This is a genomic window from Geodermatophilus sp. URMC 65 (genome assembly GCF_053502545.1).
On sequence record NZ_CP199954.1, the window covers coordinates 2,894,455 to 2,907,420 of the forward strand.

Annotated in this window: 14 protein-coding genes; 6 read left to right on the plus strand and 8 right to left on the minus strand. The window is 74.4% G+C overall.

Translation table 11 applies throughout. The features are described 5' to 3' along the window. Positions 1 to 120: 120 nt before the first annotated feature. Positions 121 to 1,596 carry an APC family permease gene (locus tag ACWIX7_RS14025; protein ID WP_448617060.1) on the plus strand — a complete coding sequence of 492 codons (1,476 nt, stop codon included), beginning with the start codon at positions 121 to 123 and terminating at the stop codon, positions 1,594 to 1,596. Here ACWIX7_RS14025 and ACWIX7_RS14030 read toward each other — a convergent pair. Then, a complete protein-coding gene (locus ACWIX7_RS14030) occupies positions 1,562 to 2,140 on the minus strand; it encodes a YdeI/OmpD-associated family protein (RefSeq protein ID WP_448617061.1) in 579 nt (192 codons plus the stop codon). The two genes, ACWIX7_RS14025 and ACWIX7_RS14030, sit on opposite strands and share 35 nt — an antisense overlap. Positions 2,141 to 2,243: 103 nt before the next feature. Between ACWIX7_RS14030 and ACWIX7_RS14035 the strand changes: the two genes are divergently transcribed. Together ACWIX7_RS14035 and ACWIX7_RS14040 are read left to right on the plus strand one after the other, a co-directional pair. Further along, positions 2,244 to 2,822 carry a gamma carbonic anhydrase family protein gene (locus ACWIX7_RS14035; protein ID WP_448617062.1) on the plus strand — a complete coding sequence of 193 codons (579 nt, stop codon included), beginning with the start codon at positions 2,244 to 2,246 and terminating at the stop codon, positions 2,820 to 2,822. 94 nt (positions 2,823 to 2,916) lie between these two features. Next, the gene (locus ACWIX7_RS14040) at positions 2,917 to 3,945 is read left to right on the plus strand and encodes a zinc-dependent alcohol dehydrogenase family protein (protein ID WP_448617063.1); all 1,029 of its coding nucleotides are present in this window, start codon (positions 2,917 to 2,919) and stop codon (positions 3,943 to 3,945) included. Here the strand turns inward: ACWIX7_RS14040 and ACWIX7_RS14045 are convergent. From ACWIX7_RS14045 to ACWIX7_RS14075, 7 genes are all read right to left on the minus strand, one after another. Next, entirely contained in the window at positions 3,942 to 4,715 is a 774-nt protein-coding gene (locus ACWIX7_RS14045) for an amino acid ABC transporter ATP-binding protein (RefSeq protein WP_448617064.1), read from the minus strand. The genes ACWIX7_RS14040 and ACWIX7_RS14045 overlap by 4 nt on opposite strands. Further along, entirely contained in the window at positions 4,712 to 5,677 is a 966-nt protein-coding gene (locus ACWIX7_RS14050; RefSeq protein ID WP_448617065.1) for an amino acid ABC transporter permease, read from the minus strand. The genes ACWIX7_RS14045 and ACWIX7_RS14050 overlap by 4 nt, the downstream gene beginning before the upstream one ends. Positions 5,678 to 5,692: 15 nt before the next feature. Further along, the gene (locus ACWIX7_RS14055) at positions 5,693 to 6,637 is read right to left on the minus strand and encodes an ABC transporter substrate-binding protein (RefSeq protein WP_448617066.1); all 945 of its coding nucleotides are present in this window, start codon (positions 6,635 to 6,637) and stop codon (positions 5,693 to 5,695) included. Between the two features lie 103 nt (positions 6,638 to 6,740). Further along, positions 6,741 to 7,217, minus strand: a complete 477-nt coding sequence (locus tag ACWIX7_RS14060; RefSeq protein ID WP_448617067.1) for a hypothetical protein — start codon at positions 7,215 to 7,217, stop codon at positions 6,741 to 6,743. Continuing rightward, on the minus strand, positions 7,214 to 8,110 hold the full coding sequence (locus ACWIX7_RS14065; RefSeq protein WP_448617068.1) for a mechanosensitive ion channel family protein: 897 nt from the start codon (positions 8,108 to 8,110) through the stop codon (positions 7,214 to 7,216). The genes ACWIX7_RS14060 and ACWIX7_RS14065 overlap by 4 nt, the downstream gene beginning before the upstream one ends. 45 nt (positions 8,111 to 8,155) lie before the next feature. Continuing rightward, on the minus strand, positions 8,156 to 8,947 hold the full coding sequence (locus ACWIX7_RS14070) for a thioesterase family protein (protein WP_448617069.1): 792 nt from the start codon (positions 8,945 to 8,947) through the stop codon (positions 8,156 to 8,158). A 23-nt stretch (positions 8,948 to 8,970) separates the two neighbouring features. After that, entirely contained in the window at positions 8,971 to 9,345 is a 375-nt protein-coding gene (locus tag ACWIX7_RS14075; RefSeq protein WP_448617070.1) for a hypothetical protein, read from the minus strand. Between the two features lie 257 nt (positions 9,346 to 9,602). On the opposite strand from ACWIX7_RS14075, the gene ACWIX7_RS14080 reads away from it, so the two are divergent. The 3 genes from ACWIX7_RS14080 to ACWIX7_RS14090 all read left to right on the plus strand — a co-directional run bounded on the left by ACWIX7_RS14080 (position 9,603) and on the right by ACWIX7_RS14090 (position 12,919). Next, complete coding sequence (locus ACWIX7_RS14080; protein WP_448617071.1) at positions 9,603 to 11,444, plus strand: BCCT family transporter; 1,842 nt, start codon at positions 9,603 to 9,605, stop codon at positions 11,442 to 11,444. Between the two features lie 69 nt (positions 11,445 to 11,513). Continuing rightward, positions 11,514 to 11,918, plus strand: a complete 405-nt coding sequence (locus tag ACWIX7_RS14085) for a VOC family protein (RefSeq protein ID WP_448617072.1) — start codon at positions 11,514 to 11,516, stop codon at positions 11,916 to 11,918. 47 nt (positions 11,919 to 11,965) lie between these two features. Beyond that, positions 11,966 to 12,919, plus strand: a complete 954-nt coding sequence (locus ACWIX7_RS14090; protein WP_448617073.1) for an EamA family transporter — start codon at positions 11,966 to 11,968, stop codon at positions 12,917 to 12,919. Positions 12,920 to 12,966 lie beyond the last annotated feature (47 nt).

The following is a 12,966-nucleotide window of genomic DNA, read 5'->3' on the forward strand; positions in this document are numbered from 1 at the left end:
CCCGACGGCCTTCCTGCAGGGGCCCGCCGCGAGCCTGCGAGCGGTGGGGGGCAGGAGGGTCCTCCTGCTGCAGGGGGGCCAACGGCAGCGCAGGCAGCGACGCCCGTAGCGTCGCGCGCCGTGACCGCGCCCGCGGAGCCCCTACCCACCCTGCGCCCCGACGCGATCGGCTTCGGCGACGCCCTCGTCGTCGGCCTCGCCGCGACCTCACCCGCCTACTCGCTGGCCGCGGTGATCGGGCCGATCGTGGCGCTGGTCGGCGTACACGCCCCCGGGGTCCTGCTCGCCTCGTTCGTGCCGATGCTGCTCATCGCGGCCGCCTTCGCCGCGCTGGACCGGGCCGACCCCGACTGCGGGACGACGTTCTCCTGGGTCACCCGGGCGATGGGCCCGTGGGCCGGGTGGATCGGCGGGTGGGCGATCGCGATGACCGGCGTCCTGGTGGTGGGGTCGCTCGCGGAGGTCGGCGTCCGGTTCGCCCTGCTCGCGGTCGGGCTGGACGGCTGGGAGTCCTCGACCCCCGTCGTCCTGGGGCTGACCGTGCTGCTCGTCGTGGTCATGGCCGCGCTGTGCGTGCTGGGTACCGAGCTGTCCGCGCGGGTGCAGAACGGGCTGATCGTCGCGCAGACGCTCGCGCTGGCGGTGTTCGCCGTCGTGGCGCTGGTGCGCGGTCTGCGCGGGGACAGCCCGTTCGGCGCGCTCACGCCGGCGTGGTCCTGGCTGGACCCGTTCGGGTCGGGCGGGTCGGCGCTGACCGGGGGTCTGCTGCTCGGCGTCTTCGCGTACTGGGGGTGGGAGTCGGCGGTCAACCTGACCGAGGAGACGCGCGGTGGCGCCGCCGGCCGGGCCGGCGTGCTCTCGACCGTCGTCCTGCTGCTGACCTACCTCGGCGTCGCGGTCGCCGTCGTCTGCTTCGCCGGGACGAGCTGGCTGGCCGAGAACGCCGACGAGGAGGAGGCGGTGTTCGCGCTGCTCTCCGAGCGCGTGCTCGGCGGCTGGGACTGGGTGGTGCTGCTCGCCGTCGCCACCTCGGCGATCGCCTCCACCCAGACGACGATCATCCCGGCGTCCCGCACCGGGCTGTCGATGGCCCGGCGCGCGGCGCTGCCGGCCCAGTTCGGGTCGATCTCCCCGCGCCACCGGACGCCGGACGTCTCCACCTGGTGGGTCGCCGGCATCGCGGTGGTCTGGTACCTCGGCGTCAGCGCCCTGTCGGAGAACGCGCTGTTCGACTCGATCACCGCGCTGTCCCTGCTCATCGCGCTCTACTACGCGATGACCGGCATCGCCTGCGCCGTCTACTTCCGCCGGCGGCTCACCCGCAACCTGCCCGACCTGCTGCTGCTCGGCGTCGGGCCGCTGGCCGGTGCGGCGATGCTGGTCTGGCTGCTCGTGCTCTCGGTGCGCGACCTCGCCGACCCGGCGAACAGCTACACCGGCGAGGCCTGGCTGGGGCTCGGGCCGCCGCTGGTGATCGGGGTGGCGATCACGGCGGTCGGCGTCGTCCTCATGCTGCTGTGGCGCCGGCGCGACGCGCGGTTCTGGGACGAGCGACCGCACGTCAGTACGGACGCCGCCCCTCGGCGAGCATCGTGACGAGGGCGGCGATCCGGCGGGCGCGGGTCTGCGGTGTCGCGGCCGTGGCGACCCGGTGCAGGACGGCGTAGCGGTTGCGGCCGTCGAGGCCGTCGAACGCCTGCTGCGCGGCGGCTTCGGCGGCTAGCGCGGCGGCGAGGTCGTCGGGAACGGTGATCGTGGCCGGGCCGGCGTAGGCGCGATCCCAGCGGCCGTCGGCCTGCGCCGCCTCGACCGCGGCCAGGCCGGCCGGGCGCATCCGGCCGGCGGCGATGAGCGCCTCCACCGCGGCCACGTTCTTCTGCGACCAGACGCTGCGCGGCCGGCGCGGTGTGATCCGCTGCAGGTAGGAGGTCTCGTCCAGGCGCTGCGACCTGCCGTCGATCCAGCCGAAGCAGAGCGCCGACTCGACCAGCTCGGCGTAGGTCACCGAGGGGACGCCTGACCCCTTCCTGGCCAGGCGCACGTACAGCCCGGGCGCGGTGGCGTGCTCGGCGTCCAGCCACTCCTCCAGCGCGGCCTGGTCGGGGAAGGCCAGCACCGGCAGGTCGGTCGGCAGCGTCACGGCGGCCATCCTGGCGCCGGCCGACGGCGCGGTCCACGGTCGCCGACGCCCGGGAGGGCATCCGGCGGTGCAACTGCGACGCGCCTGTGCTGTGCTGTCGGCCGTGGCCGAGAACTACATCGCCGAGTTGCCGTTCGGGTCCCCGCACATCGACGACGAGGCCTTCGTCGCGCCGACGGCCGTCGTGGTCGGCGCCGTGACGATGCGGCCGCGGTCGAGCATCTGGTACGGCGCGGTCGCGCGCGCCGATGCCGAGGTCATCGAGATCGGTGAGGGCTCCAACGTCCAGGACGGCTGCACCCTGCACTCCGACCCCGGCTTCCCGCTCGTCGTGGGCCGCGGCGTGACCGTCGGGCACCGCGTGGTCCTGCACGGCGCCCGCATCGACGACGACGTCCTGGTCGGCATGGGCAGCGTCGTGATGAACGGCGCGCACATCGGCTCGGGCTCGATCGTCGCCGCCGGCGCCGTCGTCACCCAGGGCACGCAGGTGCCGCCGGGTTCGCTCGTCGCCGGCGTCCCCGCCAAGGTGATCCGGCAGGCCACGGACGACGACCTGCTGCACATCCGCGGCAACGCGGCCAGCTACACCGAGCGGCTCGACAGCGCCCGCAAGGTGCGCCCGGTCGTCCGCACCAAGCTCCCGCCGGCCGGGCAGACCCCCGGCGACGCGATGGACTGAGAAAGGACCCCCTGCCCCCCGCCACTCGCAGGCTCGCGGCGGGACCCTGCAGGGGGCCGACCGCTGCCCGCGCCGGTGCGGCACGCTCCCGGGTGTGCGTGCACTCCTGTTCGAGTCCTTCGGCGGCCCGCTGACCGTGCAGGACGTCCCCGCCCCCGACCCGGCGCCCGGCGGCGTCGTCGTCCGGGTGGGCGCCAGCGGCGTCTGCCGCAGCGACTGGCACGCCTGGCAGGGCCACGACCCGGACGTCGTCCTGCCGCACGTGCCCGGGCACGAGCTGGCCGGCACCGTCGCCGCCGTCGGGGCGGACGTCCGGCGCTGGCGGGTGGGCGACCGCGTCACCGTCCCGTTCGTGAACGCCTGCGGCCGCTGCGCGCAGTGCGCCGCCGGCGAGCACCAGGTGTGCACCCGGCAGACCCAGCCCGGGTTCACGCACTGGGGCTCGATGGCCGAGTACGTCGCGCTCGACGCCGCCGACGTCAACCTGGTCGCGCTGCCTGACGGGCTGGACGCCACCACCGCCGCCAGCCTGGGCTGCCGGTTCGCCACCGCCTTCCGCGCGGTGGCGCAGGTCGCGCGGGTCCGGCCCGGTGAGTGGGTCGCCGTGCACGGCTGCGGCGGGGTGGGGCTGTCGGCGGTGCAGGTGGCCGTCGCCGCGGGTGCCCGGGTGGTCGCCGTCGACGTCTCCCCGGCGGCACTGCAGCTCGCCGCCGCCAACGGCGCCGAGCACACGGTGGACGGCGGCGGCGACGTCCCGGCCGCCGTCGCCGAGCTCACCGGTGGGGGTGCGCACGTCTCCCTCGACGCCCTCGGCGCGGCCGTGACCTGCGAGAACTCGGTCCGGTCGCTGCGACCGCGGGGCCGGCACGTGCAGGTCGGGCTGCTGCCGCCCGCGCAGGGCCGGCCCGCGGTCCCCATGGACCTCGTCGTCGCCCGCGAGCTGCAGGTGCTGGGCAGCCACGGCATGGCCGCGCACGCCTATCCCGAGCTGCTCGGCCTCATCGCCGCCGGCCGGCTGCGGCCGCAGGCCCTGGTCACGCGGCGGCTCACCCTCGACGAGGCCGGTGCCGCACTCGCCGAGGTGGGCCGCAGCCCGGGGATCGCGGTGGTGACGAGCTCCTAGAGCACCTTGGAGAGGAACGCCTGGGTGCGCGGGTGCTGCGGGTCGGTGAGCACCCGGCGCGGGTCACCGGCCTCGACCACGACGCCGTCGTCCATGAAGACGAGCGAGTCACCGACCTCGCGGGCGAACCCCATCTCGTGGGTGACGACGACCATCGTCATCCCCGACTCGGCGAGCCCGCGCATCACGTCGAGGACCTCGCCGACCAGCTCCGGGTCCAACGCGGAGGTCGGCTCGTCGAAGAGCATGAGCTTGGGCTCCATCGCCAGTGCCCGGGCGATCGCCACGCGCTGCTGCTGACCGCCGGAGAGCTGGTTCGGGTAGTTGTGCACCCGCTCGCCGAGACCCACCCGCTCCAGCAGCTCGACGCCGCGGGCGCGGGCCTCCTCCCTGCGCACCCCCTTCACCCCGACCGGCGCCTCGACGACGTTCTCCAGGGCGGTCATGTGCGGGAAGAGGTTGAACCGCTGGAAGACCATGCCGATGTCCCGGCGCTGCGCGGCGACCTCCCGGTCCCGCAGCTCGTGCAGCTTGCCGCCCCGTTCCCGGTAGCCGACGAGGTGCCCGTCGACCCACAGCCGGCCGGCGTCGACCTTCTCCAGGTGGTTGATGCAGCGCAGGAAGGTCGACTTGCCCGAGCCGGAGGGGCCGATGACGCAGACCACCTCGCCCGGGGCGACCTCCAGGTCGATGCCCTTGAGGACCTCGACGTGGCCGAAGGACTTCCGCACGCCCTCGGCCCGGACCATCGCGCCCCCGTCCCCGGTCACTTCTGGCCCCCGACCTCGGCGGCCCGGCGGGCGGCCCGCTGCCCGCGGGTCTCGGCGGCGCCGAAGCCGCGGCTGAACCGCCTCTCCAGGAAGTACTGGCCGATCATGAGCAGGCTGGTGAGCGCCAGATACCAGAGGATCGAGGCCACGGCCATCGGGATGATCTGGAAGGTCCGGGAACCGATCGCCCGCAGCTGGAAGTTCAGCTCGGTGGTCACCGGCACCGCGATGAGCAGGGAGGTGTCCTTGAGCATCGCGATCGTCTCGTTGCCGGTCGGCGGGATGATCACCCGCATGGCCTGCGGGAGCACGATCCGGCGCATCGTCCGGCCGCGGCTCATGCCGAGCGCGTGCGCCGCCTCGGCCTGGCCCGGGTCGACCGACTGGATGCCGGCCCGCACGATCTCGGCCATGTAGGCGCCCTCGGACAGCGCCAGCCCCAGCAGCCCGGCGACGAACCCCTGGAAGATCTCGTTGCCGTCGAAACCGAACAACCGCCAGTCGGCCTGGAACCCGAGCAGGTCCATCAGCTGCGCATCGAACGGGAAGCCGAACTCGTAGCGGGCGTAGAGCGCGCCGAGGTTGGCGATGAAGAACAGCAGCACGATGCGGGGGATCGCGCGGAAGAACCAGATGTAGGCCCACGCCGCGCCCGAGACGACCGGGTTCGGCGACAGCCGCATCACGGCGAGGACGATGCCGAGCAGCACGCCCAGCACCATGGCCGCGACCGTCATCACCAGCGTGGTCCGCGCCCCGCGGAGCACCGCGGGGGTGAACATGTTGTCGAGCATGAAGCCCCACTGGAACACCGGGTTGGTGGCCAGCATGTGGACGAACATGGCCGCCAGCACGGCGATGACGGCGGCGCCGACCCATCGGCCCGGGTGCCGGACCGGCACCGCGCGGATCTGCTCGGGCGGTGCCGGCCGGGCCGTCGTGTCAGGAGCCTCCGCGGCCATGGGGAGTCCTCCGGGTCAGCCGACGGTGGGGTTGACCGTCGGGTCGTCGATGGCGCCGTCCTCCACGCCCCACCGCTCGAGGACCTGGGTGTAGGTGCCGTCGTCGATCAGCGCCTGCACGGCGTCGGCGACCGCCTGGGCGAAGTCGGCCTGGTCCTTCGGGATCACGTAGCCGTAGGGCGCCGAGTCGTAGATGTCGCCGAGGAGCTCCAGCTGCCCGTTGGTCTGCGCGACGGCGTAGGCCATGACCGGCGAGTCGGCGAGGACGGCGACGTCGCGGCCGGAGACGACCGCGGCCGTGGCGTCGCTCTGGGCGTCGTACTGGTCGATCGTGATCGGCTCCTGCCCGGCGGTCTCGCACGCCTGGGAGCGGGCGGTGATGTCGTCGACCTGCACGGTGCCGCGCTGCACGGCGATGGACAGCCCGCAGGCGTTCTCGGGGTCCACGCCGTCCGGGTTGCCGGCGCGGGTGGCCCACTGGGTGCCGGCGTTGAAGTAGCTGACCATGGTGGCCTGCTGGAGGCGCTCGGGGTTGATCGTGAACGACGAGACGCCCACCTCGTACCGGCCCGAGCCCACGCCGGCGATGATCGAGTCGAACGGCGCGGTCTCGAACTGCGCCTCCAGGCCCAGCTTCTGCGCGACCGACGTGAACAGGTCGACGTCGAAGCCGATGATCGTCTGGCCGTCCTCGGCGAGGAACTCGCTGGGCGCGTACGTGCTGTCGCTGCCCACCGCGATCACGCCGTCCTCGGCCACGGCCGGGGGGACCCGCGTGGCGAGCGCTTCGTCGGCCGCGACGGTCGGCAGCGGCTCGCCGGTGTCCGCCGCGCCGGTGCCACCGCCGGTGCCGGTGCCGGTGCCGCCGGAGTCGTCCCCGCACCCGGCGAGGACGAGGGTGAGGCCGGCGACGGCCGCGAGGGCGGCCCGTCCACGCCGGGTCAGGGATCGGTCAGCCACGGGTTCTCCCTCCACGGGGCCTCGCGGGCGACGAGGCACGGGATGCCGATCCTGCCCTGTGCGCGCTCGGCGCGGCACGGCCAGGGTGCTCACACCGGCGCGGTCACGGCGTCGGGGAGGCCGCCGTCGTCCGCGGCGGCGTGGCCGGCGCCTGCGTGGCCGGGGCCTCCGCGGTCGTCGGCTGCACCGTCGTCGGCGTCTGTCCCGGCGACTCCCCGACCGGCCCGCTCTCCTCCGTCGGCGACGGCGCGGTCGTCGGTTCCGTGGTGGGGGTCGTCGTCGGGGCCGTCGTGGTGGGTGCGGAGGTCTCCGTCGGCTCCGCGGGTCCGGTGGCCGCCGGAGCCGACGTCTGCACCGTCGACCCCGACGGAGCCCCGGCGGGCGGGTCCGGCGGGCGGACGTTGAGGTAGAGCGTGTAGAGCCCGACGAACAGCAGGGCCAGGACGACGGTCGAGGTGCGTGCGCGGCCGAGGTGGTGCGGCACCGCCGTCCACCAGCGGCGCGGCGCGGGCGGCGGCGCGGTGCTCACCGACAGCTCGCGGGTCGGCTCGCCGGGGCCGTTGGTCTCCGGGGTGGTCACCGGGGGCCGTCCGAGGAGGAGGTGGAGAGCCCACCGGTCGGCGCGCCCGCCGTCGGCGCCGGCACGTTGAGGCCGGCCTGCCGGAAGGCCTGGACGACGCGGGCGCGCAGGTCGCGGCCGACCTCGAACTGCTTGCCGGGCAGCGTGCGGGCCACCATCCGGACGTTGACCTGCTCGAGGTCGAGGGTCTCCACGCCCATCACGCTGGGCGGGTCGAGCAGCAGCGGGCGCAACCCCTGGTCGCGGAAGGCCTCCGCGCCGACCTCCTTGAGGATGTCGTTGACCCGGCTGACGTCCAGCGTCGTCGGCACGGGGACGTCGACGACGGCCCGGGCCCAGTCGCGGGAGAGGTTGACGACCTTCACGATCTGCCCGTTGGGCAGGGTGATCACCTCGCCGTTCGACGAGCGCAGCCGGGTGACCCGCAGCGTGACGTCCTCGATCGTCCCCTCGGCCGGGTCACCGGCCCCGACCACGGTGATGGAGACGACGTCGCCGAAGCCGTACTGCCGCTCGGTGATGATGAAGAAGCCCGCCAGCACGTCACCGACGACCCGCTGCGCGCCGAAGCCCAGCCCGACGCCCAGCACGGTCGCCGGCGCCACCAGCCCGCCGATCGGGATGCCCGCCCGGTCCAGGACGGCGAAGACGGCGATCGCGTAGACCATCACGACCAACGTCCAGGTGATCACCTGGGTCAGCGAGTGCCGGTGCTTGGCGGCCTCGGAGCGCACCAGGGCGTCACCGCCGGTCGCACGGGCGTCGATGCGGTCGGTGATCTTCTCGCCGACCCAGGCCACGAAGCGGGCCAGCAGGACCGACCCCAGGACGATGAGGGCGATCTCCAGCCCACGACTGGCGAGCCAGGTCAGCAGTGGGTCCAGCGGTGCCATCGCGCTCCAGCCTCTCCGACGGACCTCGGCAGCGCCACCACCGGGTCAGCGCGGCGCGACGAACAGGGCCTGCGCCGAGCGGCCGATCCGGCCGGTGGCGTCGTGGAGGTCGGCGAAGCACTGCCCGGCGCCGGCCGAGCCGATCGTGGTCGCGGCGTCGACGCCCAGCCACTCCCCGGCCGGCGGGCGCACCAGGGCGACGGTGAGGTCGACGTTGGCGAAGGTGGCCCGCTGCCAGTCCAGGACGGCGGAGATGCCGCTGGCCGCGTCGGTCATCACCAGCAGGTGCTGCAGCGGGCTCATCGGCTCGCCCTCGACCAGGGTGCACAGCGCCCGGGTCCACGCGGCCGCCGGACCGGGCGCGTTGAACGACCCGTGCACGAAGCGCCACTCCAGCGCCCGGTGGTAGGCGACGTCGGTGGTGAAGAAGGCCGGCGTCTCCGGGCGGCTCTCCTCCGGCCCGGGCAGCGGGACGCCGGTCTCCGGTGTCCCCTCGACCGCGGAGCTGCGCATCCGCCAGGCGGTCAACCGCACGAGCGGCCGCCCCGAGGTGTCCGCGGTGAGCACCGCCTCCACCAGCTCGATCCGCCGTCCCGGCCGCAGCAGCCGGGCGCTGACCTGCACCGGGCCCACCGGGACCGGCGCGAGGATGTCGAAGGCCAGCCGCACGGTCTGCCCGTCGGGGATCTCGCTGACCCGTTCGGCCTCGCGGGCCAGCAGGGCGGCGACCGGCCCGGCGTGCTGCAGTCCCGGGTCCCACGGCCCGATGGTCAGGTCGGTGGCGACGAAGCCGTCGCCGTCGGGCACGTAGAGGGCGGTGGGCAGGCCGGCGGTCACGGGTGTCGAGTCTGCCGCTGGGGTCAGCCGCCCGAGCGGCGGGTCTCCCACACGGCGAACGCCGTCCACCCGGCGGCGGCGACCGCGGCGACCACCCACAGCCAGCGCAGCGACCCGGCCGGGTTGGCCATCACCAGCAGGACGGCGACCACCAGCACCGCCCCCGCCAGCGGTGACGTGCGCAACAGGGTGCCCAGGGTGTCGGGCCCGGGCACGGTGATGAACACCACCAGCGCGGCCACGAGGAGGAAGGCGCAGAGGGCGGCCAAGAAGCCCGCCGTCACCCCGAACTCGTTCGGCAGACCGACGGCGCCCAGGCCCCCGAGGACCGCCCCCACCGCCAGCCACAGCAGCAGCCTGCGACGGCGCGCCGACCAGGGCGGACGCGGCTCACTCACGGTCGGGACCTCCCCCTGTCACGGCGCCGCCGTCCCGGCCGGGCGGACGCCTCGCTGCCGGGTGTGTGCCCGGCCCCCGGGGCGTGCACACAGCACCCGGTCGTCCTCCCGAGAGGTCCCGCCCAGACCAGGGCGAACCGCACCCGTCGCACGACGTCCCTACCGTGGACGGGTTGCCGTCGGCGCCCCTGGTGCCGTCCGCGACCCGTCGTCGAACGAGAGAGGGAGTGCGCCGAGACCGGCGCCACGGATCACCTGTGACCACCACACCTGCACACCCCAGACCGTCCGGGTCCGCGGAGACCCACCCCGCCGTCGCCGAGCCACCGCCGTCGCCGGCCGACCGCGAGGGGTCGCTGGACCGGGTCGTCTTCGGGATCTCCGCCGTGGTGGCCCTGGCCTTCGTCGCCTGGGGCTTCGCCGCCCCGGAGGGCCTGGGGTCGGCCAGCGCCACCGCCCTCGAGTGGGTGGAGACCAACCTCGGCTGGCTGTTCGTGCTGCTCGCCTCGGCGTTCGTCGTCTTCGTGCTCTGGCTGGCGGCCGGCAAGTACGGGCGGATCCCGCTGGGCCGGGACGACGAGCGACCGGAGTTCCGGACCGTCTCCTGGGTCGCGATGATGTTCAGCGCCGGCATGGGCATCGGACTGATGTTCTTCGGCGTCAGCGAGCCCCTGTCGCACTACGTCTCGCCCCCGCCGGACACCGTCGCGGCCGAGACGCCCGAGGCCCTGCAGACCGCGATGGCGACCACGATGTTCCACTGGTCGCTGCACCCGTGGGCCATCTACGCCGTCGTCGGCCTGGCGATCGCCTACGGCACCTTCCGCCGCGGCCGGCGGCAGCTGATCAGCTCCGCGTTCGCGCCGCTGTTCGGACAGCGCCGCACCGAGGGCTGGGCCGGGAAGACCATCGACGTCCTGGCCATCTTCGCCACGCTGTTCGGCTCGGCGGCCTCGCTCGGTCTCGGTGCGCTGCAGATCGGCAGCGGCATCGAGATCCTCGGCTGGGTGGGGGACGCCGGCAGCGGGCTGCTCGTGGTCGTCATCGCGGTGCTGACGGCGGCCTTCGTCGCCTCCGCGGTCTCCGGCATCGCCAAGGGCATCCAGTGGCTGGCCAACACCAACATGGTGCTCGCCGTCGTCCTGGCGGTGTTCGTGTTCGTCGTCGGCCCGACCGTGCTGATCCTCAACGTGCTGCCCACCACGATCGGCACGTACTTCGCCGACCTGGCGCAGATGGCCGCCCGCACCGAGGCCAGCGGCGGCGACGCCACGGCCGAGTGGCTGCGCGGGTGGACGGTCTTCTACTGGGCCTGGTGGATCAGCTGGACGCCGTTCGTCGGGCTGTTCATCGCCCGGATCAGCCGCGGCCGGACCATCCGGCAGTTCGTCACCGGCGTGCTGCTGGTGCCCAGCGTGGTGAGCCTCGTCTGGTTCGCCGTGTTCGGCGGGGCGGGGATCGCCGCCCAGCGCGACGGTGCCGACGTCGCCGGGCAGGCCACCGCGGAGGGGCAGCTGTTCGGCGTCCTGGACACCTACCCGCTGGCCACCGTGATGACCGTGCTGGTCATGGTGCTGGTCGCGATCTTCTTCGTCTCCGGCGCCGACGCCGCCTCGATCGTCATGGGGTCGCTGTCCGAGCGCGGCACGATCGAGCCGAGCCGCACGGTGGTCGTCTTCTGGGGCGTCGTCATGGGCGCCGTGGCCGCGATCATGCTGCTGGTCGGCGGCGACGCGGCCCTGACCGGCCTGCAGAACCTGACGATCATCGCCGCGCTGCCCTTCGCGCTGGTGATGGTGGGGATGGCGGTGTCGCTGGCCAAGGACGTCCGCTCGGACCCGCTCATGCTGCGGCGCTCGGTCGCGGCCGAGGCGGTCGAGCAGGCCGTCGTCGACGGCATCACCCGGCACGGCGAGGACTTCGTGCTGGTGGTCGAGGCCGCACCGGACGCCGACCACGACGGCATCCCCGACACCCCGACCCGCAGCACCCCGCTGCCGGCCGCCGAGCGGCGCGGCCCCGACGGCGACCGGACGGCGCGCGACGTCGGCTCGCCCCTGCCCGAGGCCGGCTCGCCGGTCCCCGGCCGCGGGCGATGAGTTCGGCCGGTCGGCCCCGTCGTACCTGCGACGGGGCCGACCGGGCCCCCGCGACGACGGGAGCACACCGTGCGCTGGATCTTCGTCAACCTGCCCGTGAGCGACCTGGCCGCGTCCCGGGCCTTCTACAGCGGCCTCGGCTTCGGCTTCAACGAGCAGTTCTCCGACGAGCGGACGGCGTCGGTCGTCGTCGCGGACAACATCGTGGTGATGCTGCTGACCCGGGACCGCTTCGCCGACTTCCTCCCCGAGGGCGCCGAGGTCGGCGACCCGGCGAAGACGACCACCGTGCTCAACGCGCTGTCGGCCGGGAGCCGGGAGGAGGCCGACGACCTGCTGGCGCGGGCGCTGGCCTCCGGCGGGAAGGCGTGGATGCCGGCGCAGGACCACGGCTTCATGTACGGCGTCAGCTTCACCGACCCCGACGGGCACGTCTGGGAGGCCGTCTGGATGGACCCCGCCGCCGTCCAGTGACCCCCCGGTAGGTGGCTCGGGGCCGGACGGTCGCTACCGTCGGCCCCGTGCCCCGTCCTCCGCTCGGCTCCGCGCTGACCGTCGGCGCCGCGGGCCTGTTCGCCGTCAACGGCACCGTCTCCACGCTTGCCCTCCAGGCGGGGGTGCCCGCGCCCTGGTTGACGGCGCTGCGCTGCGGCGGGGCGGCGGTCGTGCTGCTCGCCGTCCTGGCCGTCGTGGCGCCGACGCGGCTACGGGTCTCGTGGCGCGAGGTGCCCTTCCTCGCCGCGTTCGGCGTGGTCGGCATCGCGTCGACCCAGTACCTCTACTACGTGGCGATCGGCCGGTTGCCGGTCGGCATCGCGCTGGTCTTCGAGATGACCGCGCCGGTGTTCATCGCGCTGTGGGTGTGGCTGGTGCGCGGCGAGCGGGTGCGCCGCCGGCTGTGGGCCGCGCTCGGGTTGTCGCTGTCGGGGTTGGTGCTGGTCGCCGAGGTGTGGCAGGGCGGCGGCTCGCTCGACGTGGGCGGCGTGGCCGCAGCCCTCGGTGCGGCGCTGTGCCTGGCCGGCTACTACCTGATGGGCGAGCGCGGCACGACCACCCGCGACCCGGTGGCGCTCACCTGCTGGAGCTTCGTCGCGGCCGCGCTGTTCTGGGCGGTCGCCGCGCCGTTCTGGCCGTTCGACCCGGCCGTCCTCGGCTCCTCGGTGCCGGTCTCGCTCGGCTCGCTGGAGCTGCCGCTGTGGGTGCTGGTCGGCTGGATCGTCGTCCTCGGGGCGGTGCTGCCGTTCTGGCTGTCCCTGGCGGCGCTGCGCCACCTGCCCCCGACGACGGCCGGGCTGATCGCCACGGTGGAGCCGGTGCTGGCCTCGGTCGTCGCCTGGGTGTGGGTGGAGCAGGTGCTCTCCGGCTGGCAGGTGCTCGGGGGCCTCGTCGTCCTCGTGGGCATCGGGCTGGCGCAGACCGCGCGCGCGGCCCGCCGTGAGGCCGCCGCGCCCGTGCCGGAGGCGGCCCCGGCCTGACCTCGCCGCTCTCACAGCGATCCCGGGGCGGGCTGGCGGGTCGGGTG

What these genes read in the sequence shown, in the direction of transcription:
- ACWIX7_RS14050 (WP_448617065.1), bottom strand. Translation starts at nt 5,677, where the DNA reads ATGGCCGCGGAGGCTCCTGACACGACGGCCCGGCCGGCACCGCCCGAG.
- ACWIX7_RS14065 (WP_448617068.1), bottom strand. Translation starts at nt 8,110, where the DNA reads ATGGCACCGCTGGACCCACTGCTGACCTGGCTCGCCAGTCGTGGGCTG.